At 71.2% G+C, this 19,943-nt stretch carries 22 protein-coding genes and 1 pseudogene; 12 read left to right on the top strand and 11 right to left on the bottom strand.

Annotation, left to right across the window (positions count from 1 at the left end):
• Positions 1 to 471: 471 nt before the first annotated feature.
• Positions 472 to 1,701: an HNH endonuclease signature motif containing protein gene (locus tag ETD83_RS27045; RefSeq protein WP_138648026.1), complete on the top strand. Its 1,230-nt coding sequence runs from the start codon at positions 472 to 474 to the stop codon at positions 1,699 to 1,701.
• Between the two features lie 167 nt (positions 1,702 to 1,868).
• Here ETD83_RS27045 and ETD83_RS27040 read toward each other — a convergent pair whose 3' ends face one another.
• Both ETD83_RS27040 and ETD83_RS44870 read right to left on the bottom strand, forming a co-directional pair.
• Positions 1,869 to 2,066, bottom strand: coding sequence for a DUF397 domain-containing protein (locus tag ETD83_RS27040; protein WP_138648025.1), 198 nt, complete (start codon positions 2,064 to 2,066; stop codon positions 1,869 to 1,871).
• Positions 2,063 to 2,746: a DUF5753 domain-containing protein gene (locus ETD83_RS44870; protein WP_230421208.1), complete on the bottom strand. Its 684-nt coding sequence runs from the start codon at positions 2,744 to 2,746 to the stop codon at positions 2,063 to 2,065. Before ETD83_RS44870 ends, ETD83_RS27040 begins: the two co-directional genes overlap by 4 nt.
• Between ETD83_RS44870 and ETD83_RS27030 the strand changes: the two genes are divergently transcribed.
• Both ETD83_RS27030 and ETD83_RS27025 read left to right on the top strand, forming a co-directional pair.
• Complete coding sequence (locus ETD83_RS27030) at positions 2,657 to 2,860, top strand: hypothetical protein (RefSeq protein WP_138648023.1); 204 nt, start codon at positions 2,657 to 2,659, stop codon at positions 2,858 to 2,860. The genes ETD83_RS44870 and ETD83_RS27030 overlap by 90 nt on opposite strands.
• A gap of 176 nt (positions 2,861 to 3,036) precedes the next feature.
• Positions 3,037 to 3,360: a hypothetical protein gene (locus ETD83_RS27025; protein WP_138648022.1), complete on the top strand. Its 324-nt coding sequence runs from the start codon at positions 3,037 to 3,039 to the stop codon at positions 3,358 to 3,360.
• 45 nt (positions 3,361 to 3,405) lie between these two features.
• On the opposite strand, the gene ETD83_RS27020 is transcribed toward ETD83_RS27025, so the two are convergent.
• Entirely contained in the window at positions 3,406 to 4,230 is an 825-nt protein-coding gene (locus ETD83_RS27020; protein ID WP_138648021.1) for a helix-turn-helix domain-containing protein, read from the bottom strand.
• Positions 4,231 to 4,347: 117 nt separating this feature from the next.
• On the opposite strand from ETD83_RS27020, the gene ETD83_RS27015 reads away from it, so the two are divergent.
• The 5 genes from ETD83_RS27015 to ETD83_RS26995 are packed head-to-tail and all read left to right on the top strand — an operon-like array spanning position 4,348 to position 9,016.
• On the top strand, positions 4,348 to 5,343 hold the full coding sequence (locus ETD83_RS27015; RefSeq protein WP_138648020.1) for an ABC transporter substrate-binding protein: 996 nt from the start codon (positions 4,348 to 4,350) through the stop codon (positions 5,341 to 5,343).
• Positions 5,344 to 5,351: 8 nt separating this feature from the next.
• Positions 5,352 to 6,194, top strand: a complete 843-nt coding sequence (locus ETD83_RS27010) for a siderophore-interacting protein (RefSeq protein WP_138648019.1) — start codon at positions 5,352 to 5,354, stop codon at positions 6,192 to 6,194.
• A complete protein-coding gene (locus tag ETD83_RS27005; protein ID WP_230421207.1) occupies positions 6,178 to 7,191 on the top strand; it encodes a FecCD family ABC transporter permease in 1,014 nt (337 codons plus the stop codon). Before ETD83_RS27010 ends, ETD83_RS27005 begins: the two co-directional genes overlap by 17 nt.
• A complete protein-coding gene (locus tag ETD83_RS27000; RefSeq protein ID WP_171064452.1) occupies positions 7,188 to 8,207 on the top strand; it encodes a FecCD family ABC transporter permease in 1,020 nt (339 codons plus the stop codon). The genes ETD83_RS27005 and ETD83_RS27000 overlap by 4 nt, the downstream gene beginning before the upstream one ends.
• Entirely contained in the window at positions 8,204 to 9,016 is an 813-nt protein-coding gene (locus tag ETD83_RS26995; RefSeq protein ID WP_138648018.1) for an ABC transporter ATP-binding protein, read from the top strand. Before ETD83_RS27000 ends, ETD83_RS26995 begins: the two co-directional genes overlap by 4 nt.
• Here ETD83_RS26995 and ETD83_RS26990 read toward each other — a convergent pair.
• The 7 genes from ETD83_RS26990 to ETD83_RS26960 form a co-directional block, all read right to left on the bottom strand.
• On the bottom strand, positions 8,994 to 9,509 hold the full coding sequence (locus tag ETD83_RS26990) for a YbhB/YbcL family Raf kinase inhibitor-like protein (protein WP_138648017.1): 516 nt from the start codon (positions 9,507 to 9,509) through the stop codon (positions 8,994 to 8,996). The genes ETD83_RS26995 and ETD83_RS26990 overlap by 23 nt on opposite strands.
• Before the next feature lie 55 nt (positions 9,510 to 9,564).
• Positions 9,565 to 10,446 (bottom strand): carbohydrate ABC transporter permease, encoded by an 882-nt coding sequence (locus ETD83_RS26985; RefSeq protein ID WP_138648016.1) that lies wholly within the window; start codon positions 10,444 to 10,446, stop codon positions 9,565 to 9,567.
• Positions 10,443 to 11,351, bottom strand: coding sequence for a carbohydrate ABC transporter permease (locus ETD83_RS26980; protein ID WP_205717905.1), 909 nt, complete (start codon positions 11,349 to 11,351; stop codon positions 10,443 to 10,445). Before ETD83_RS26980 ends, ETD83_RS26985 begins: the two co-directional genes overlap by 4 nt.
• Positions 11,348 to 12,424, bottom strand: coding sequence for an ABC transporter ATP-binding protein (locus tag ETD83_RS26975; RefSeq protein ID WP_138648015.1), 1,077 nt, complete (start codon positions 12,422 to 12,424; stop codon positions 11,348 to 11,350). The genes ETD83_RS26980 and ETD83_RS26975 overlap by 4 nt, the downstream gene beginning before the upstream one ends.
• Positions 12,425 to 12,458: 34 nt before the next feature.
• Complete coding sequence (locus ETD83_RS26970) at positions 12,459 to 13,724, bottom strand: ABC transporter substrate-binding protein (RefSeq protein ID WP_205717904.1); 1,266 nt, start codon at positions 13,722 to 13,724, stop codon at positions 12,459 to 12,461.
• 305 nt (positions 13,725 to 14,029) lie between these two features.
• Entirely contained in the window at positions 14,030 to 14,827 is a 798-nt protein-coding gene (locus ETD83_RS26965; protein WP_171064451.1) for an ABC transporter ATP-binding protein, read from the bottom strand.
• Positions 14,820 to 15,719, bottom strand: a complete 900-nt coding sequence (locus tag ETD83_RS26960; protein ID WP_230421206.1) for an ABC transporter permease — start codon at positions 15,717 to 15,719, stop codon at positions 14,820 to 14,822. The genes ETD83_RS26965 and ETD83_RS26960 overlap by 8 nt, the downstream gene beginning before the upstream one ends.
• 224 nt (positions 15,720 to 15,943) lie before the next feature.
• Here ETD83_RS26960 and ETD83_RS26955 point away from each other — a divergent pair, with 224 nt between their 5' ends.
• The 4 genes from ETD83_RS26955 (at position 15,944) to ETD83_RS26940 (ending at position 19,472) form a co-directional block, all read left to right on the top strand.
• Positions 15,944 to 17,524 (top strand): bifunctional phosphatase PAP2/diacylglycerol kinase family protein, encoded by a 1,581-nt coding sequence (locus tag ETD83_RS26955; protein WP_230421205.1) that lies wholly within the window; start codon positions 15,944 to 15,946, stop codon positions 17,522 to 17,524.
• A 41-nt stretch (positions 17,525 to 17,565) separates the two neighbouring features.
• Positions 17,566 to 17,802, top strand: a complete 237-nt coding sequence (locus ETD83_RS26950) for a DUF6158 family protein (protein ID WP_230421204.1) — start codon at positions 17,566 to 17,568, stop codon at positions 17,800 to 17,802.
• Between the two features lie 314 nt (positions 17,803 to 18,116).
• Positions 18,117 to 18,923 carry a VanW family protein gene (locus ETD83_RS26945; protein ID WP_138648011.1) on the top strand — a complete coding sequence of 269 codons (807 nt, stop codon included), beginning with the start codon at positions 18,117 to 18,119 and terminating at the stop codon, positions 18,921 to 18,923.
• 18 nt (positions 18,924 to 18,941) lie between these two features.
• Entirely contained in the window at positions 18,942 to 19,472 is a 531-nt protein-coding gene (locus ETD83_RS26940) for a YceI family protein (protein ID WP_138648010.1), read from the top strand.
• Here the strand turns inward: ETD83_RS26940 and ETD83_RS42830 are convergent.
• Positions 19,469 to 19,943 (bottom strand): annotated as a pseudogene (locus tag ETD83_RS42830) (hypothetical protein); the annotation flags it as partial. The gene ETD83_RS26940 and the pseudogene ETD83_RS42830 sit on opposite strands and share 4 nt — an antisense overlap.

The following is a 19,943-nucleotide window of genomic DNA, read 5'->3' as shown; positions in this document are numbered from 1 at the left end:
GGGAGGTCTTGCGACGGCGCACCCACCCGGTCAGCACCGACCGCTCCTCGTCGGACAACACCACCGGTTCCAGCTTCGGGCTCGGCATCCCCACACCCTACCGACTAACGAAGAACTAATGACTCAGGACACTAGGGTTCGGGTGGGGTGGCGCTGCGTACGGGGTCGCCCCTCCAAAGTCAAGGGCGCTTCGCGTCGCTTCGCGATGGGACTTCGTCCCACCCTTGACTTTGGAGCCTCTGCGGCCCCTGGGAGCAGCTTACGTCGGGCAGGCTCCGCCTGCCCCCCGCCCGACTCGCCACCCCACCGTCCAATTCCCTAAGATCCGGGCACGGGATATGAGGGACTCTGAAATGTGAGAGGCGCCGGAACTGGGCTCTGACTTTCCCTTGACTCCGGCTATCTTTCAGGTGACAAAAGTCCAACCTTAATTCAGGGCGGTCGAGGGTTCTCTCTTGATATTATTCGAATATGAGTTTGGTTGAGGTTGATCTCGGGGTGGCGTCCACCATGGAATTGGTGAACGCCATCGCCGCGATCGCCCACGAACTCGCCGGACGCACCGCACCCGAATCACCGGCAGCCTGCATGGAGCTCGCCGAAACCCTCGCAGCCGCCACCGACCAGCAGGAAAGCGCACTCGCCGAACTGATCGGCCGGGTGGACGCCTCCGGTGAGATGCGCCGCTGGGGACTGCCGTCCACCCAAGCGTGGCTGCGGTCGCGGCTGGGCATGCGCGAGTCCCGCGCCAAGGAGCGGATCACCCTGGCCCGGCAGCGGCACCGGCTGCCCCGAGTCGCCGAACTCCTGGCGACCGGCGAACTGGCCTACGGCCATGCGTCGACCGTGGCCGATGCCGTCGCCCGGCTGGACGACGAGGATTGCGCGGCCGCCGAGAAGGTGTTGCTCGACATGGTCGACCAGGGGTTCTCGGCCGGGAAGGTCGCCTCGTTCGGCCGCCGCATCCGTGACGTGATCGCCGAGCGCGACGGCACCGAGAGCGTCGACGAGGACTCCCAGCGCGGATACCAGCGCTCCTGGATCACCTCCACTCGCTCATTGGACGGCGGCCGCTATGTGAAGGGCTGGCTGAACGCCGAGGACGCCGCCGTCTGGGACGGCACGCTCGGCCCGCTGGCCAAGCCCGCCGGGACCGATGATCGTCGTGACCTGCCGGAGCGCACCGCCGCGGCGCTGAACAGTGTGCTGGCAGGCGGGCACCGCGCCACCAAGGTCACCGTCATCTGCGACCTCGACACCCTCACGGGCGGCACCGCCCCGGCCCGTCTCACCGACGGCACACCGATCCCCGCCGAGCAGGCCCGCCGCATCGCCCTCAACGCCGGAGCCTCACCGCTCCTTCTGGGACGCGGACACGTCCCGCTCTATCTCGGGCACCGCACCCGGTTCGCCACACCCGGTCAACGGCAAGTCCTCGAAACCCTCTACCCGACATGCGCGGTACGGGGATGCGAGGTCCCCGGCACCCTGTGCGAGGTCGACCACGTCGGCGGTTGGGCAATCGGCGGCCCCACCGACATCGACCAGCTCGCCCTCTGCTGCGGATGGCACAACCGCTTCAAACACACCGACGCCGAACAGGTACGCATCGTCCGTGATGCCACCGGACGATACGTCTACCGCGTTCTCCCGCCACCGGACGCCAACGCCCCACCCACCGAACTCGCCCAAGCCGCCTAGCCATTCCCGCTCCCAAACCGATGGGCGGGCGGGGGCATGCCCAACTGGGATTCTGTAAGAGTTGATCCCTGCGCCTCCGGGCCGCGACGAACCGAATGGGCGGGCCTTGCTACGTCGCAAGCCCTCGACCTGCGGCAAGTCGAGGGCTTGTTGGTGCGGGGGATGGGTCAGGCCAGGTCGTGGTGGCCGTTCTTGATCTGGTGGGCGAGAGTGCGCCAGGCGGTGGTGTCGAGGGCCAGCTTGGGGCCATCCGGATCCTTGGAATCCCGAACGGCGATCACCGGGGTGAGATCAGCGACCTCGACGCAGTCTTGGCCGCCTGCGCCGCCGCCGCCGCTGTGGCTGGACTTGCGCCAGTTGATCATGCAAACCGCTCCATCGCTTGTGCCATAAGGTCGCGCGAAGCCTCCCACGGTAGGGCGCTTGCGCAGATCCGCGCCCAACGTATCCCGAAATCTCGGACCTCCGGCGCGCTCTGGACGATTCTGCCGCCGCCCGGAGCCTCGACAAACGCCAGATCGCCAGCCTCCATGGTCAGACCGTTGAACGAGCCTTCCAGCCCCAGGTAGTAGTCACTGGACTGCGGAACGATCTGTACCGTCACGGTCCGCATGAGGGCCACTTCATGCAGCAGTGCAAGTTGTTCCCGCATCACTTCCGGCCCTCCGATCGGACGGAGCAACACGTTCTCGTCGAGGATGATCCACACGAGCGGCGGGCTCTTCCGTGCGAGCGCGTCCCGCCTCTTCATCCGATCTTGGACGGTCGCTTCGACATCCTCGACCATGCGCGCACCTGTGATGAGCGCGCGGGCGTACTCCGGGGTCTGAAAGAGCCCCGGTATGAAGGAGAGCCGGTATAGGCGGATCTGTAGCGCCTTGGCCTCGTATTTGGCGTATTCGGCGAACCAGTCCGGATCGTGGGCAGTGCGCGCATAGCGAACGAGCCGGGCGAAATGGCCGTTGAGGTTCAGGTGGCGATCAAGTCGGTCGGCGTGGCGGTTCGGTCGGACGGGTTGCTGGGGGAGTGGGTGGCGACCTTGCACGACCCGGCGGCCGGGGTCGATTCGACCCTCATGTACCCCACGCCGGAGACGCTGCGTGCCGCGCTGGTCCAGGAGGCCGAGCGCGCCGAGCGCAAGCGGGCGTGGGTCCGGTGACGCGCGGAGGAGACGCCAGGCTCCGCGCTGGTCGCCGGTTGCGGGACCGCCGCCGATAGGGGCGCGGTCCCGGAGGGGGGAGGTGGAGGCGGCGCGGCGGTGCACATCCGTCCCCCGGGTGCAGGGCCGCGCCCCTCCACCGGCAAGGACGACTCGACATCAGTGAGGTGACTGCGATGAATTTCGACAAGGGAAGGCACGCGGCGACCCTGGACGCCCCGCCGCCGCGCAACGACCGGCGTGCGCACCTGTCCGAGCTGGACGCGGGCGTGCGGACGCACCCGCACCTGGCGGGCGGGCTGATCGAGCGGCGCGGGGTGTCCTGGGTGAGCGTGGTGCGGTACGGCGGCCCGCGGCGGACGGTCGAGATCGGGTGCGACTTCCGCGACGGCCAGTGGTGGTTCTGCTGGGCGGCCGACGGCCGTCCCATCCGGCCTGCTCGCGACGTCACCGCGACCCTGCACGCCGTCGCGAGCGAGCTGGCGGGTGTGAGCGGGTGATCGTCGTACCGGGCGATCCGGATGGGATCCGGCGGGCGTCCTGGGCTACGGCGCCGCGTGCGTGCTGGGGGGACGGTGAGCATGCCCGCCGTGGCGGCCGGGGGTGTGGCCGTATTCCTTGGTGAAGGCTGTGATGAAGGCGGACGGGCTTGCGTAGCCGACCTTGTGGGCGACCTTGGTGACCGGGTGGGTGTCCAGGAGCACGCGGGCGGCGCGCAGGCGCAGGCGGGTCCGCCAGCGTGTGTACGGCATGCCGAACTCGCGGACGAAGTCGCGCTGGAGCGTCTTGACGCTGACGCGCAGGTGCTCCGCCCATTCGTCGAGGCGGGTCGGGTCGGCCGGGTCGTGGGAGAGGGCGCGGGCGACGGTCAGCGCGAAGCCGGTGCCGTGGACGTCCGGTGACGGCGGGACGGTGTGCGGCGCGGCGAGGCCGGTCAGGATGCGGCGGCGGGCGGTGAGGGCGGTGGTCTCGTCGCAGGTGCGGCGGGCGATGGTCTCGATGAGGCGCGCGGCCTCGTCGTCGATCGTCGCCGGGCCTGCGCGGAGGGCGTTCAGTGCGGGTGGTACCTCGCGCAGGCAGATCCGGTAGACGGTCTGCCGGTCGCCCGCGCGCACCTCGTGGCTCACCGCGCGCCTCACCCAGAACGCCTCGCCGGGCCCGGTGAACCGGATGGACGAGCCGTGCAGCGTCGCGAGGACGCCGTCCGGGGACCAGTAGAGCTGATGCAGGAAGTCGTCGCGGCTCTCGCCGAACGTCAGGCCGCCCGACGAGCGGTACCTGAGCAGGAGGATCCCGTCGGGCGCGCCTAGGCCGTAGCCGTACTCCTCGCAGGACTCCGGGTCGTGATCGAGCTGACGTGTGACCGGCACAGGATGTCCTCCCAGCGATATGGGCGCAGGGTAAGTAAGGCTAACCTAACCAGGCATCGGACCATGTCAGCAGGGGTGCCGACCCCTGAACCTCCCCCTCGAACTAGGAACGCGACCATGCACTCTCGTCAGCCCTGGAGGCTCGCCGGCGCAGTGGCCGCCGCGCTCGTCCTCGTGACCGCCTGCGGGTCCGGCTCGGACTCCGCGTCCGGCGGTGACGCCGCGACCCGGGCCTTCGAGGCCGACAACGGCAAGGTCACGATCCCCGCCGAGCCGCGGCGGGTCGTCGCGACCGGGTACGCGGTGCCGGTCCTCATCGAGGCCGACGCGAAGCTGGTCGGGATCTCGTCCTGGAAGCGCGGCCTGGCGATGATGACGCCGGAGGACCGCAAGAGGTATGACGGGCTGACCAAGATCGCTGACGAGACGGCCGCCTCGACCAACTACGAGGCCATCGCCAAGGTCAAGCCGGACCTCATCGTGATCGGCGTCCCGAAGCCCGTCCTCGGCGATCTGGACCTGAAGCGCCTCGAATCCATCGCCCCGGTCGTGGCGATCGGGCCGACCGTGCCGTCCGCGTGGCGTGAGCTGTCGCAGCGGCAGGCCGACGCGGCCGGGCAGGCGGGGCGGCTCGCGGAGTCGAAGACCGCGTACGAGAAGAAGGCCGCGGGGCTCAAGGCCAAGTACAAGGACGCCCTCGCCGGGGTGAAGTTCGGGCACGTCGGGGAGTACGGCGACGTCTCGACCGGGACGTTCATGCGCGAGTTCGCCGGCTCGTGGGGGACCAACATCGCCCAGGACATCGGCGTGACCTACTACGGCGAGGTCAAGAAGAAGGGCGGCGGCTCGAAGGACGTCAGCGAGACCTCGTCCATCGAGGAGCTGCCGCAGAGTCTCGGCGAGGCCGCCGCCATCACTTACACGCTGGAACCCGACGGCAAGCAAGGCGAATCGGTGCGGTACGTCCTCGGCTCCAAGCTGTGGAAGAACCTGCCTGCGGTCAAGGACGGCCAGACCTTCGGGCTCCGCTACACCGAGGCGGCGACGTACGAGTCGGCGACGCGGGCCCTGGACGAGATCGACAAGGCGCTCGCGCCGCTGCTGGAGAAGTGAGGACGCGCATGGAGCGCCACGACCCGCGCGGCCGGGTGCTAGAGCATCATCGGAACGGCACCGGTGTCCGCCGCATCGGGTACCCGATCGGCATCCGGACGCTCCAGGTGCTGCGCCGCGAACAGGTCACGCCGAACATGCTGCGGCTGACCTTCGGCGGCCCGGAGCTGGCGGGGTTCCACACCTACCAGGCCGACGACCACATCAAGATCGTCTTCCCGGACGCGGACGGTGCCCTCCGCCTCCCCGTGCCCACCCACGACCTGGACCTGGACTGGCCGAAGCCGTCGCCGCCCAGCCGCCGGTACACGATCCGCCGCTACGACGCGGACGCGGGCGAACTCGACATGGACTTCGTCCTGCACCCGGGCGGGCTGGCCGCGGAGTGGGCGGCGGACGTCAAGCCGGGGGCGGACGTCGCGGTCGCGGGGCCGCCCGGAGCCAAGGCGTTCCCGCACAACTACGGCCACTACGTGTTCGCGGTCGACGCCACCGCGCTGCCCGCCGCCGCGCGGTGGCTGGAGGAGTCCCCGCCGGACGTGTCCGCCCGGCTGGTGATCGAGACCGCCGACGCCGCCGACCACGCCTACCCCCTCGCCGCCCGCGACGGGGTGGAGGTCACCTGGCTCGTCCGCGACGGACGGGAGTCGTCGCTGGCCGACACCGTGCGGTCGCTCGACCTTCCCGGAGGGCGGACGTTCCTGTTCGCCGCCGGGGAGACGGGCGCGATCAGGCCGCTGCGCGCCTGGGCACGCGACCTCAAGGCCGCGAACGGCAGCGCGGACGGGCTGGACGCGCTTTTCACGGGTTACTGGAAACTCGGAGTGGCCGGGCTTGAGGACGACGACTGAGCCCGCCCCGCGCGCCCGTCCGGCGCGGCGGGTGGTGGTCCTGCTGGGGGCCGTCCTGGTCCTGGCCGTCCTCGCTGGCATGAGCCTGGCCGTGGGGGCGGGAAGCGCCCCGCCGCACGAGATCTGGCGGGCCCTGACCGGCTACGCGGGCACGGACGAGCAGGTGATCGTCCGCGACGTCCGGCTGCCGCGGACGGTCCTCGCCGTCTGCGTGGGCGCCGCCCTCGGCACCGCGGGCACCCTCGTCCAGACGCTGACCCGCAACCCGCTGGCCGAACCCGGCATCCTCGGGGTGACCGCGGGCGCCGGGCTGGCGATCACGGCCGGGACCGTGCTCGGGATCAGCGGGTCGCAGGCGGGGCGGCTGGGGCTCGCGCTGTCGGGGGCGGTGCTCACGACGCTCGTCGTGTACGGCATCGGACGTGCCGTGCCGCTGCGGCTCGTCCTCGCCGGCGTCGCCTTCACCTTCGTGCTGTCGGGGATAACCCTCGGGCTGCGCATGGTGTACCCCGACGCCCTGGACCGGTACCGGTTCTGGTCGGTCGGATCGCTCGCCGGCCGCGAGCAGACGCCGTTCGAGGTGCCGCTGCTGGCGATCGTCCTCGCCCTCGCTGGCGCGATGCTGGTCACCCGCCCCCTGGCGGGCCTCGCCCTCGGCGAGGACGTCGCGCACGCGCTCGGCGCCCGCGTCGCCCGGATCAGGGTGGCGGTGCTCGCGCTCGTCACCGTCCTCGCGGGCGCCGCCACCGCCATCGCGGGGCCGATCGTGTTCGTCGGGCTGATCGTCCCGCACCTGGCGCGGCGGGCCGCCCGCGGGTCGGTCCCGTGGCTGATGGCCTACACGATGCTGCTCGGCCCCATCCTGCTGCTCGTCTCCGACATCGGGGCGCGGGTGCTGCTGCCGACGGGCGAGGTGCCGGTGGCGGTCGTCACCGCGTTCCTCGGTGGACCGGCGCTGATCTGGGTGGTCCGCCGGTACGGGGCGGTGGAGCCGTGAGCGCGCTGGTGGTACGCGCGGGGCGGGTGTCCGCGCTGATCGAGCGGCGGACCGCGGTGACGTCGGCCGCGCTGGCCGCCGTCACCCTGGCGCTGGCCTTCGTCGCGCTGTGCCGCGGGGACTCCTGGGACCCGCCCGGCGAGGTCCTCGCCGGGCTCGCCGGGCACGGGGACGCGGCGCTGATCGTCCAGGAGTGGCGGCTGCCCCGGGTGGCCGGGGCGCTGGTGTTCGGCGCGGCCCTCGGCACCGCCGGGGCGATCTTCCAGAACGTCACCCGCAACGCGCTCGGCAGCCCGGACGTGATCGGCATGGACGCCGGGGCCTACACCGGCGTCCTGATCGCGATCACCGCGTTCGGCGGGACGGCGGCGGGGCTCGCCGCCGGTTCGCTGGCCGGCGGGCTCGCCTCGGCCGCCGCCGTCTACGCGCTGTCGCTGCGGTCCGGGCTCAGCGGCCTGCGGCTCGTCGTCATCGGGATCGCGGTGAACGCCATGCTGACCGCGCTCAACTCGTGGATCGTGCTCCGCGCCCAGCTCGAGGTGGCGACCGCCGCGACCGCGTGGAGCGCCGGTTCCCTGAACGGCCTGGACTGGGGCGAGGTCCGCCTCCCGTTCCTCATCCTCGCGGCGCTGGCGCTGCTGTCGGCCGTCCTGTCGCGGACCACGGGGCAGGCCGCGCTCGGGGACGACGTCGCCGCGGCGTCGGGGGTGGCGCTGAACCGGTACCGGCTGCTGATCATCCTGGCGGGCGTGGGCCTCACCGCGACCGTCACGTCCGCGACCGGGCCGATCGTGTTCGTCGCGCTCGCCGCGCCGCAGATCGGCCGCCGGGTCGCGGGCGCCGCCGGGACGCCCGCGCTGCCCGCCGCGCTGACCGGGGCGCTGCTGCTCCTCGCCGCCGACCTCGCCGCCCAGACGGTGGTGGCCCCCGTCCAGCTGCCCGTCGGGGTCGTCACGACGGTGATCGGCGGCGCCTACCTCTGCCGGCTCCTGATCATGGAGGTGAGAAGGCCGTGACCGGACGCCTGACCGCCGCCGGCGTCACCCTCGCCTACGGCGACCGGGTCGTGTCGGCGAACCTGACCGTCGACGTCCCCGACGGGGCCTTCACCGCCGTCGTCGGCGCCAACGCGTGCGGCAAGTCGACGCTGCTGCGCTCGTTCGCCCGGCTGCTGGCGCCGTCGTCCGGGCACGTCGCGTTCGACGGACGGGACGTCCGCGACTACCGGCCGAAGGCGATCGCCCGCGAGGTCGGGTTCCTGCCGCAGGGCCTCGTCGCGCCGGAGAACATCGCGGTGCGGCAGCTCGTCGCACGGGGCCGCTACCCGCACCAGACACTGCTGTCCACCTGGTCGCGCGAGGACGAGCGGGCCGTGGCCGCGGCGATGGAGGCGGCCGGCGTCACCGACCTCGCCGAACGGCCGGTGGAGAGCCTGTCCGGCGGGCAGCGGCAGCGGGCGTGGATCGCGATGGTGCTGGCGCAGGAGACGTCCTACCTGCTGCTGGACGAGCCCACCACGTTCCTCGACATCACGCACCAGTACCAGCTGCTCGCGCTGCTGGCCCGGCTGCGCGACGAGGGCAGGACGATCATCGCGGTGCTGCACGACGTCAACCAGGCGTGCCGGTTCGCCGACCACCTCGTCGCCATGCGGGACGGACGGATCGTCGCCGCGGGCGCGCCCGCCGACATCGTCGACGCCGCCCTGATCAAGGAGGTGTTCGACCTGTCGTGCGTCGTCGCGCCCGACCCGGTCACCGGCACCCCGATGATCGTCCCGACCGAGGAGTACGCCCGGTCCCTCAGGTGCCGTACACCGGGATGATCGAGGCGCGGGCCAGGGTGTGGGCGGTGAGGTTGAAGCCCACCGCGGCCGGGGGCGTGTCTGGGCCGATGCCGAGCGACTCGACGTCCAGGGCGTGGACGGTGAACACGTAGCGGTGCGGGTCGCCGGGCGGCGGGGCCGCGCCGCCGAACGCCCTCACCCCGTAGTCGTTGCGGGCCTGGATGCCGATCTTGGCGTCCTCGGTGCCCGCGCCGGTGGGCAGCTCGGTCACGTCCGCCGGGATGTCGAACAGCGACCAGTGCCAGAAGCCGCTGCCGGTCGGCGCGTCCGGGTCGAAGCACGTCACCGCGAAGCTCTTCGTCCCGGCGGGGAACCCCGACCAGCTCAGCTGCGGGGACTCATCGCCGCCGCCGAGGCCGCTGTACACGTGCTTGTCCGCGAGGCGCTCGCCGTCGGCGACGTCGTCGCTGGTCACGGTGAACGACGGGACTTCGGGCAGGAACTCGTGCGGAAGCGGCGGCTTGCCGGCCATGGCGGCCCTCCTACATCGGGGAACGGCTGTGTCCCTCCATCTCTATCAGGGGCCGTCACGTCTTGACGGCGCCCATCGTGAACCCGGTGACGAAACGGTCGAGGAACAGGTTGAACAGGAACGCGATCGGCACCGCCGTGATCACCGTGGACGCCTGCAGCGACTGCCAGAAGAACACGTCCCCGCGGATCAGCTGCGTCGGGACGCCGGTGCTGACCACCATCTCCGGGCTCGCCGACACGAACGCCAGCGCGTACACGAACTCGCTGGCCGTGAGCGTGAAGCTGAACACCACGACCGCGACGATCCCCGGGAACACCAGCGGCAGGACGGCCCGCAGGAACGCGCCGAGGCGGCTGTGGCCGTCCACCATCGCCTGCTCCTCGATGTCCTTCGGGACGGCCTTCAGGAACCCGATCAGCAGCCACACCGACACCGGCACCGTGATCGTCGGATAGACGACGATCATCGACCAGAGCGTGTCCTCCAGGTGCAGCCACACCACGACGCGGGTCAGCGACAGGAACAGCAACGACGGCGGCACCAGGTACACCAGGAAGATCGCGATGCCCATCGGGGTGCCCCACGGACGGTCGAGGCGCGCGAGCGAGTACGCCGCCGGGAGCGCCAGCACCAGCGTGACCGCCACCACCACGGCTCCGACGATCAGCGTGTTCACCACGAACGTCAGGAACGGCGTGTCGGTGAACAGGAACGTCACATGGTCGGGCGTGGCGGGCTTGTTGTAGAAGAACGGGTTGCTCTCGGGGTTGTAGAGGTCCTGGTTCTGCTTGAACGCGCTGACGACGCTCCACAGGAACGGCAGCGCGCACACCAGCGCCGCCAGCACCGCCGCCCCGTACACCCCGCACCGCGCCGCCACATGCCGCCGCGCGTACCGCTTCCGGAGCCCTTCGACGTTGATCACGGTCGTCATCGGGCCTCCAGCCGCCGGACGGCCCGCAGGATCGCTATCGCGCCCGCGAACAGTAGGGGGAACAGGAACAGTGCGATGGCCGCGCCCTGCCCGACGTCCCCGCCCTCGATGCCGCGGAAGTACGCCCACGAGGCGAGGACGTCCGTCGCGTGGGTCGGGCCGCCGCGCGTCAGCACGTACGGGACGGTCATGTCCGTGAACGTCATGATCGCGCCGAACAGCCCGGCGACGGCGATCACCGGGAGCGTCAGCGGGATCGTCACCTCGAACATCCGCCGCCAGAACCCGGCGCCGTCGATGCGCGCCGCCTCGTTGATGTCGCGGGGGATCGCGACCAGCCCCGCCATCACGATCACCGCGGCCAGCGGCGTCAGCCGCCACACCTGCACCGCGATCACCGACGCCATCGCCGTGCCCGGACGGCCCAGCCACACGACGTTCGCGTCGATCAGCCCGAGGTTGCGGAGCACCCAGTCGACCGGCGAGAAGATCGAGTCGAGGAACCACAGCCACGACACCGTCGACAGCGCCACCGGCGTCGTCCAGGGCAGCAGCACCAGGAACCGGACGAACCACTTGCCGTGGAAGTCCGCGACCAGGATGTTCGCGAGGATCTTCCCGAACACCACGATCAGCACCATGCTGACCAGCGTGAAGAACAGCGTGTTGCGCAGCGAGCGCCAGAACACGCCGTCGTCGAACACCTCGGCGAAGTTGCCGAAACCGACGAAGTCGAACGACGGGTCGCCGGTGGTGACGTCCGAGAACGCGAACGCGATCGCCAGCAGGAACGGGACGCCGACCAGCGCGATGATGTAGACCACCGACGGCAGCAGCATCACCCACGCGAGGAACCCGTCCCGGTCGGCGAGCCCCGCCTTCGGTCGTCCGGATCCCGCCGTCACGGCGAGCCTCCGATCGGGACGGCCGCCGCGCGTTTGCCGCCGTCGGCGTCGAAGAACCGGAGCCGCTCGGCCGGGACGGCGAACTCGCGGGTCTCCCCGGCCTCCAGCGGCGTGCCCACGGTCGCGGGCAGCCGGGCGATGACGCGCGTCTCTTCACCGATGCCCGTCACCGTCCCGTACACGTGCCGGTCGCCCGACAGGTACTCCATCCGCTCGACCTGGAACGGCATCCTCACCCGCGCGTCCGCCGGGACGTTCTCCACTGGCAGCAGATGCTCGGGACGGAACCCCACCAGCCGCCCGTCCCGCCTGACGAGGTTCATCGGCGGCGACCCGATGAACGTCGCCACGAACGTGTCGGCCGGGTCGTCGTACACCTCCTGCGGCGTCCCGACCTGCCGGACGCGGCCGTGCTCCAGCACCGCGATCCGGTCGCCCAGGCCCATCGCCTCAGCCTGGTCGTGCGTGACGTAGATCGTCGTGGTGCCGACACGCTCCTGGAAGCGCTTCAGCTCGTCCCGGGCCGTGGCGCGCATCTTCGCGTCGAGGTTCGACAGCGGCTCGTCCAGCAGGAACACCGCCGGGTCGCGGACCAGCGCCCGCGCCAGCGCCACCCGCTGCCGCTCGCCGCCCGACAGCTGGCGCGGCTTGCGGCGCAGCAGCGGCTGGATGTCCAGCAGCTCGGCGGCCCACTTCGCCTTGCGGTCGCGTTCATCCTTGGCCATCCCCTCCGCGCGGAGCGGGAAGACGATGTTGTCCAGCACCGTCTTGTGCGGGTACAGCGCGTACGACTGGAACACCATCGCGATCTGCCGGACCCGCGGCGGGAGCCCGTTGACGACGTTCCCGCCGATCAGCACCTCGCCCTCGGTCGGCTGCTCCAGGCCCGCGATCGTGCGCAGCAGCGTCGTCTTCCCGCACCCGGACGGCCCGAGCAGCACCAGGTACTCTCCGGGCTCGGCCGCCAGATCGACGCCGTCCAGCGCCCGGACTTGGTCACCTCGTCCCCGCCGCCGCGCGCGGACGTGCCCGTCGAAGGTCTTGACCAGCCCCTTCACCTCAACTGTGTTCATGGGCTCGCCTCCGCTCGCGGTTCATGGGCGCGCCTCAGCCGCCGACGAGACCGCGGGAACGCCAGTTCTTGAAGATCGCGTTGGCGCGCCCCTCGGCCTCCGCGACGGCCTGGCGCGGGGACGTCTGGCCGCGGGCGGCGCGGCCGAACATCGTCGGCAGCACGTTGGTGTTGAAGATCTCGCCGATCGCCGGGTTGGACGGGCCCGGATAGCCGATGTTCGCGCTCCACGACGTCGCCGTCTTCAGCAGGCTCAGCTTGTTCGCGGGCTTCGCGCCCCACGGGTCGTTGTCGAGCCAGCCGTGCAGCTGCGGGACGAGCGACGGCCACCCCGGCAGGTCGTACAGCTCGGAGTGGAACGTCACGGCGGGGAAGTTCGCCGTGTAGTGCAGCAGGAACTCCTTCGCCGCGTCCGCGTTCCCCGCGTACTTCGGGACGATCCACTGCTGGATGACGTGCTGCGCCGCCAGCGCCGCCTTCGGCCCGCGCAGCGCGGGCACGAAGAAGATGTCGTCGCCGATCTTCCGGTTGGTGCCCATCGCGGTGCGCCATGCCGAGATCGAGTTCAGGATGTACGACGACTTGCCGGCGATGAGGGCCTGGTTGTTGGACGCGGGCGTCCAGGAGAAGACCTCGCTGGTCTCCGCGTCCTTGAACAGCCGGGCCATGTACTCGACGGCCGCGACGGTCGCGTCGGAGTTGAGGACGACCTTCTCGTTCTCGTCCTGGACGGCGCCGCCGAACGACCACAGCAGCGCCCGCGCCGCCATGTTCGAGTCGGTCTCCGGGGACAGCCCGATCCCGCACGGCACGCCGGTCCGCTTCTTGATCTCGGCCGCGCCGCGGAGCAGGTCGTCCCAGGTCGTCGGGCCGTTCGGCATCCCGACGTCCGCCCACATCGACTTGCGGAAGTCACCGGGGTCGGGCGACCAGCCGGGGCAGTAGCAGTAGAACCGCCTGGTGTTGGGGTTGTAGCTCGACTTGCGGCACAGTTCGAGCTGCTGCCCCCACCGCCGGTTCGCCTCCTGGACGAGGTCGGACAGGTCCAGGACGGACGGCTCGTACTGCGAGAACGGCGCGATGTGCTGGATGAGGTCGTGGCCGCGTCCCGCCTGGATCTCGGACGCGGCGCGGCGCGGGACGTCCACGGTGTTGATGTGGTCGACGCGGACGTCCACGCCGACCTTCTTGCCCCAGTCGGCGACGAATTTGTCGAACCACTTGTCGTGCCGGGGCACGAAGTGGCTCCACATCAGGATGCTGAGGGAGCCGCCGAGCTTCTTAGCAGGGGAGGTGAACACCTCCTTCGGAGCGTTCCCGGCGTTCTTCGCCTGCGGACCGCTCGTCTCGCTGGCACATCCTGCCAGCACCCCGTACGCACCCGCCGCCAGGGCCGTGGAAGAGAGGAAGCCTCGTCTGCTGAGCCCGACGGAGTCGGTCCTGGGGGTGTGGGGGGTCGTCCCCCCTCGGGGAGTACTGAACCGGTCGGCCATGGGAGCCTCCGTCGCCGTAGGTCTCCCTTGAAGGTAGATCGGCGAGGCCGTCTCATCCAGAGACGATCCGGTAACTCTGCGTCACTGTGACCTCTCCGGTCACACGCCCCGCTCTACTTGCCAGTGGCCTCGGTGTAGGCGGCGACGACCTCTTCGGGGTCGCCGTCCATGCGCATCCGGCCCTCCTCGATCCAGATGACGCGGTCGCACATGTCCTTGACCGTGTCGAGCTGGTGCGCGACCAGGAACACCGCGCCCGCCTCGCTGCGCAGCTCCTCGATCCGGCGCTTGCTCTTGACCCGGAACTTGGCGTCGCCGGTGGCGAGGGCCTCGTCGATCAGCAGCACGTCGTGGGTCTTGGCCGCGGCGATCGCGAACCTGAGCCGGGCGCCCATGCCGGACGAGTACGTCCGCATGGGGTACTGGATGAAGCCCTCCTTGAGCCCGGCGAAGTCGACGATCTTGCCGTAGCGGTCCTTGACCTCCGCCGGGGACATGCCCATCGCGAGGCAGCCGAGGACGATGTTGCGCTCGCCGGTGAGGTCCTTCATCAGGGCCGCGTTCACGCCGAGGAGGGACGGCTGGCCGTCGGTGTAGACGCCGCCGCGGTGCGGGGGCAGCAGCCCGGCGATGGCCTTCAGCAGCGTCGACTTGCCGGAGCCGTTGCTGCCGATGATCCCGACGGCCTCGCCCCGGTAGACGACGAACGACAGCCCCTTGATCGCGTGGACCTCCGTCATGGACGGGCGGCGCTGGCGGCGGATGACGCGGCGGAAGGCCGACGCGGCGTTGCCCTTGCCGCCCGCGCCGTACACGCGGTACACGATGTGCAGGTCGTCGACGACGACGATCGGCTCCCGGTGGGGGTCGATCTCGGCGGCGCCGCGGACCTTCGTGTCGGTGTCAGCCACGGCCGTATCGCTCCTCGGCTCTGTAGAAGTACATGAACCCGCCGACCAGCATGACCACCGCCCAGACGATGGCGGCGAGCCACAGCTGGCCCGCCTCGTTCAAGTGGAGGTCGTTCGTGACGTGGTCGCGGTACCTGCTCAGCAGCACGTACCTGCTCAGCTCGATGTACACGTACGCCGGGTTGAGCTGCATCAGCTCGCTGAGAAAGGGGTAGTCGGCGAGCTTGGTCTGCTTGATCAGCGCGGGCAGGCTGAAGATCACGCCGGACGTGTAGAGCCAGGTCCGCATCACGAACGGCAGGAGCTGGGTGATGTCGCGGTTGAACGCGCCGAGCCGGGCCATCACCATGCTGATGCCCACGTTGAACATGAGCTGGAGCATCACCACCGGCACGAACAGCAGCATCTGCAGGGTGGGCTGCTCCCCGAACGCGAAGATGATCGCGAACAGCACGACCAGGGCCATGAGCAGCTGCTGGAGCTCGACGACGGCGATCGCCAGCGGCAGCGTCGCCCGCGGGAAGTGCAGCGCCCGGATCAGCGACAGGTTGTCGCCGACGGACTTGGCGCCCGAGCTGACGGACCGCTGGGTGAACCCGAACAGGAAGACACCGGTCACCAGGAACGGGACGAAGCCCGGTATGCCGCGGTCGGTGCCGAGCAGCAGCCCGAAGATCAGGTAGTACACCGCCGCGTTCAGCAGCGGCGTCAGGAGCTGCCACACCTGACCCAGCCGCGAGTCGGTGTACATCGAGATGTTCTTGGCGGACGCGAACGCCCAGATGAAGTTCCGCCGGGCCCATACGCTCTGGAGGTACTTGCGCAGCGGGGGGCGCGCGGCGCTCTGCCTCAGCCCGTGGCGGGCGGCGTAGTCGGCCAGCGTCTCGTTCACGTGAGGAGGCTCCGCGATCGTTCCGACCGACTCGCCACCCGGGGAACCGAGCCGTTCCGGGTGACTCATGCCGGGAAGCCTATTGCAGTCGCTGAGGCGTGCGTGACGTTCGCCCGCATGTGACCCCCGATTTGAGATCTTTACGGAATCATGTCGGCGCCCCTGGGGATACCCGGGGCATGCGCGTCAACCATTCACGGCGTACCGCGGCGCCGTCACGCTCTGTGATACCGCGACGTCGCCAGGCGGTTCCGGAACCACGATACGGCCTGCTGCGCAGGCTCGGGCGGGCGGACCGGTGGGCGTTCGACCGGGTGGCGGCGGCGCGGCTGCGCGGGCTGGAGTACGTCCTGCCGAGGCTGTCGCGGTTCGCCGACCACGGGGTGCTGTGGTTCACGTCGGCGGGCGTGATGGGCGCCACCGGACGGCCCCGGCTGCGGCGCGCGGCGCTGCGCGGGTCGATCGCGATCGCGGTGGCGAGCCCGGCGGTGAACATCCTCGGCAAGCAGGCGTTCCGCCGGAAGCGTCCCGTCGTGGATCTGGTGCCGCCGATCCGGATCAGATGGAAGCTGCCGACGTCGCACGCGTTCCCGTCCGGGCATTCGGCGTCGGCCGCTGCGTTCGCGACCGGGGTCGCGCTTGAGGCGCCGCGCCGGGTGGCCGCGCCGGTCGCGGCCACGGCGGCGGCGGTCGCGTTCTCCCGCGTCTACACCGGCGCCCACTATCCGGGCGACGTCCTCGCCGGGGTCGGGATCGGCGCGCTGGCCGCGCTCGGGACGCGCCTGGTCTGGCCCGCCCGCCCTCCGGTGGCCCGGGTGGCGCGGACCGAGGACGCGGCTGACGCGGTCGCCGATGACGGGACCGGCCTGGTCGCGGTGGTGAACCCGGTGTCGGGCGGCTCCGGCGGGGCGACCGCGGCGATCCTGCCCGGCCGCCCGGAGCTGGCGGTCGAGCTGCTGGAACGGGAGCTGCCCGCGGCGGAGATCGTCCGGCTGGGACCGGACGAGGACGCCGACAAGGTGTTCGACGAGGCCGCCGGGCGGGCCGCGGTGCTCGCCGTCATCGGCGGGGACGGCACCGTGAACGCGGGCGCGCGGGCCGCGCTGGAGCACGGCGTGCCGTTGCTCGTCGTCCCGACCGGGACGTTCGACCATTTCGCGCGGGCGATCGGCGTGGAGTCGGCGGCGCAGGCGATCGCGGCGTACCGGGGCGGGCGGGTCGGCCGCGTGGACGTGTCCTACGTCACACCCGTGACCGGCGGCGCGGCCGGCGGTGCGGCGGGCGATCAGTTCGGCGAGGAGGAGCGGCTGTTCCTGAACACCGCGAGCCTCGGCGCCTACACCGAGCTGGTCGTCCGGCGGGAGCGGCTGGAGAGGCGGATCGGGAAGTGGCCCGCGCTCGCGGTCGCCGCCGTCCGGACGCTGCGGCACTCCGAACCGGTCGCGCTGACCGTGGACGGCCGGGAGCGCCGCGTCTGGCTGGCGTTCGTCGGCAACTGCGTGTACGGCTCGCGCGGCGCCGCGCCCACCTGGCGGGACCGGCTCGACGACGGGCGGCTCGACGTCCGGATGATCGCGACCGGGCGCCGCGTCCCGCGCGTCCGCGCCGTCGCCGCCGTTATGGCCGGGCACCTGCGCGTCATCCCCGGGTACCGCGCGTGGCGGGCGACCGGGCTGGAGGTCGCGTCGCGTTCCGGGGACCTGCGGCTGGCGCGTGACGGCGAGGTGTCGGCCCTGCCCGCCGCGGTGCGGTTCGGCAAGCACGCCGGGGCGCTCGCGGTGTTCACGCCGGTCGACGCCGGGTAGGGGACGGGCGCCCACGGAGGCCCACGGCGGAGGGAGCGGACATGACGAGTGACGGCACCATGCTGGGAGTCGACCCCGGTGAGCTCACCGACGACGACCTGTTCCGTGAGCTCGGCCACCTGTACACGACGAGGCTCGACGCGCTCAGGCACGCCGCCGACCAGGCGTACGGGGAGCACACGCGGCGGATGAACCAGCTTGAGGCCGAGTACCTGCGCAGGTTCCCGGGCCGCGAGATCGACCCCGAACGGCTGCGCGAGGGCGCCCGGGCCCGCTGACGGTCCCCGGCTTCGTTCTTGTTCGGGTGTTCTTCGGGTAAAGGCGCGGACGTCGGCGGCAGGGCCGGGGCAGGGTCCGGTGCAGGATCCCGATTGGGGATCTTCGGGGGGTGTGATCTGTGGGGCGGACCCGGCCCGGCCGGAACGGACCCGGCCGGAGGAAACCCGGCGGCAGGAGGCTCGGGAGCAGGGGGCTCGGCGGTCGGAGGCTCGGCGGCGGGAGGCTGGCCGGTCGCAGAGCCGGACGCGGACGGCGGTGTCAGGGGCGCCGCCAGTCGGAGCTGCGCGAATGCGTCCGGCGGTGGTGGCCGTTCGTGGCGGGTGCGCTGGCGACGACGGGGTTTCTGCTCGGCGCCTACCTGGGGGTTCCCCGCGACCCCGGCGCGTCCGCGAGCCTGGCCGTCCTCGGCGCGCCCCCGCCGCACGGCCCCTTACCGAAGAACATCGTGCCGTACCGTCCGCCGTCCGTGCGGCCGATGAGCAGCTTCACGACCCGGTTCACACCGGGTGAGCCCCGGGTGCGCAACATCGAGATCGCCGCCCAGATCCTGGACGGCCACATCGTCGCTCCGGGCACGACGTTCTCGTTCAACAACGTCGTCGGCCCGCGCACCGAGAGCCGCGGCTACGTGTCCGCGCCCGCCATCGTCGGGCCGCGCCTGGTGAACGACGTGGGCGGCGGCATCTGCCAGGTGTCCGCGACATTGTTCAACGCGGTGTTCCGCGCGGGCCTGGACATCGGGAAGGCGCACGCGCACAGCATGTACATGCCGGAGTATCCGGCAGGGCGGGAGGCCGCCGTGTCGTACCCGGGTCTGGACTTCACGTGGCGGAACGACACGGGACGTCCGGTGCGCCTCCAGGTCTCGTCCACGCCGTCGTCGCTGACCGTCAGCCTGTACGGCGAACGCAGGTACCAGGTGCGGTCGAAGACGTCCGGGCGGTACGGGTTCCTGCCGTACACGACGGGTGAGGGCCAGGGGCCGAAATGCGTGCCCACCACCGGCCGCAGGGGCTTCGAGATCGACGTGTGGCGGACGCTGCTGCAGCACGGCCGCAAGGTCCGCCGGGAGCGGTTCCACACCGAATACCGCCCGCAGCCGCAGGTGCGATGCGTCTGAGCGTGCGATGGTGAGGGCATGGCGGTACGAGAGGGAACGTACGAGCTGGGGCCGGACGACGGCGCGCTGCTGGTCAGGACGGGCCGCAGCGGGCTCGGACGCCGCGCCGGCCACGACCTGACCATCGAGGCCACGCGCTGGACGGCGGCGGTCGAGGCCCGGGAGCCGCTGGACGCGTCGTCCGTCAGGGTCACCGTCCAACTGGACGGGCTGGAGGTCCGCGAGGGCACCGGCGGCGTGAAGCCGCTCACCGACCAGGACCGCGCCGAGATCACGAAGACGCTGCGCGAGGTGCTCGACGCCCGCTCCTATCCGGAGATCACCTTCACGTCGACGGCCATCGGCGCGGACACGATCGAGGGCGACCTGACGATCATGGGCCGGGTGAAACCGGTCCGGGTGCGGGCCGTCCTGGACGATGGCCGGGTGCGGGGCGGCGTCACGGTCAGGCAGAGCCGGTGGGGCGTCAAGCCGTACTCGGCGTTCTTCGGCGCGCTCAGGCTCGCCGACGACGTCGGGATCGAGTTCGACATCGCCCTTCCCGCCTAGACCCGTCTGGCCCGGGCAGCCCGGGCAGCCCGGGCGGCGCGGGTGAACTGGTCGTCGAGGCTGCGGGGGAACGGCAGCACGCGGTGAAGGTCCCGCCAGGGCGCGAACTGCCGGACGGCGTTGAACCCGGCGGCGGTCACGATGCGTTCGACGTTCGGGCCCGGCGGGCACGCGGGATAGGCGTCCAGGTGCGCGACTCCTGGGGGCAGTCCGTCCGGCTTCTGGGGCGACACCAGCGTCATCGGCGGGCGGACGCCTTCGACGGCCGCCATGTCCCGCGCGTATTCGACGAGTTCGAGTGTCTCTGGGGCGGGCCCGCTGTGGACGATGAGCCAGCCGTCCACGTCTATCGGCTCCGCAGGGGGATCAGTGAGCGTCAGAGGCGTGACCTGGCGGGAGACTGCGTGCAGGTAGGCGTGGTGGGCGGGGGCGAGCGGTTCCAGGACGAACGTGCGGTCGAAGCGCGGCGGG

Origin of the sequence: Actinomadura soli, assembly GCF_005889715.1 — a bacterium.
Taxonomy (GTDB): domain Bacteria; phylum Actinomycetota; class Actinomycetes; order Streptosporangiales; family Streptosporangiaceae; genus Spirillospora; species Spirillospora soli.
This window is presented reverse-complemented; position numbering and strand designations above follow the sequence as displayed.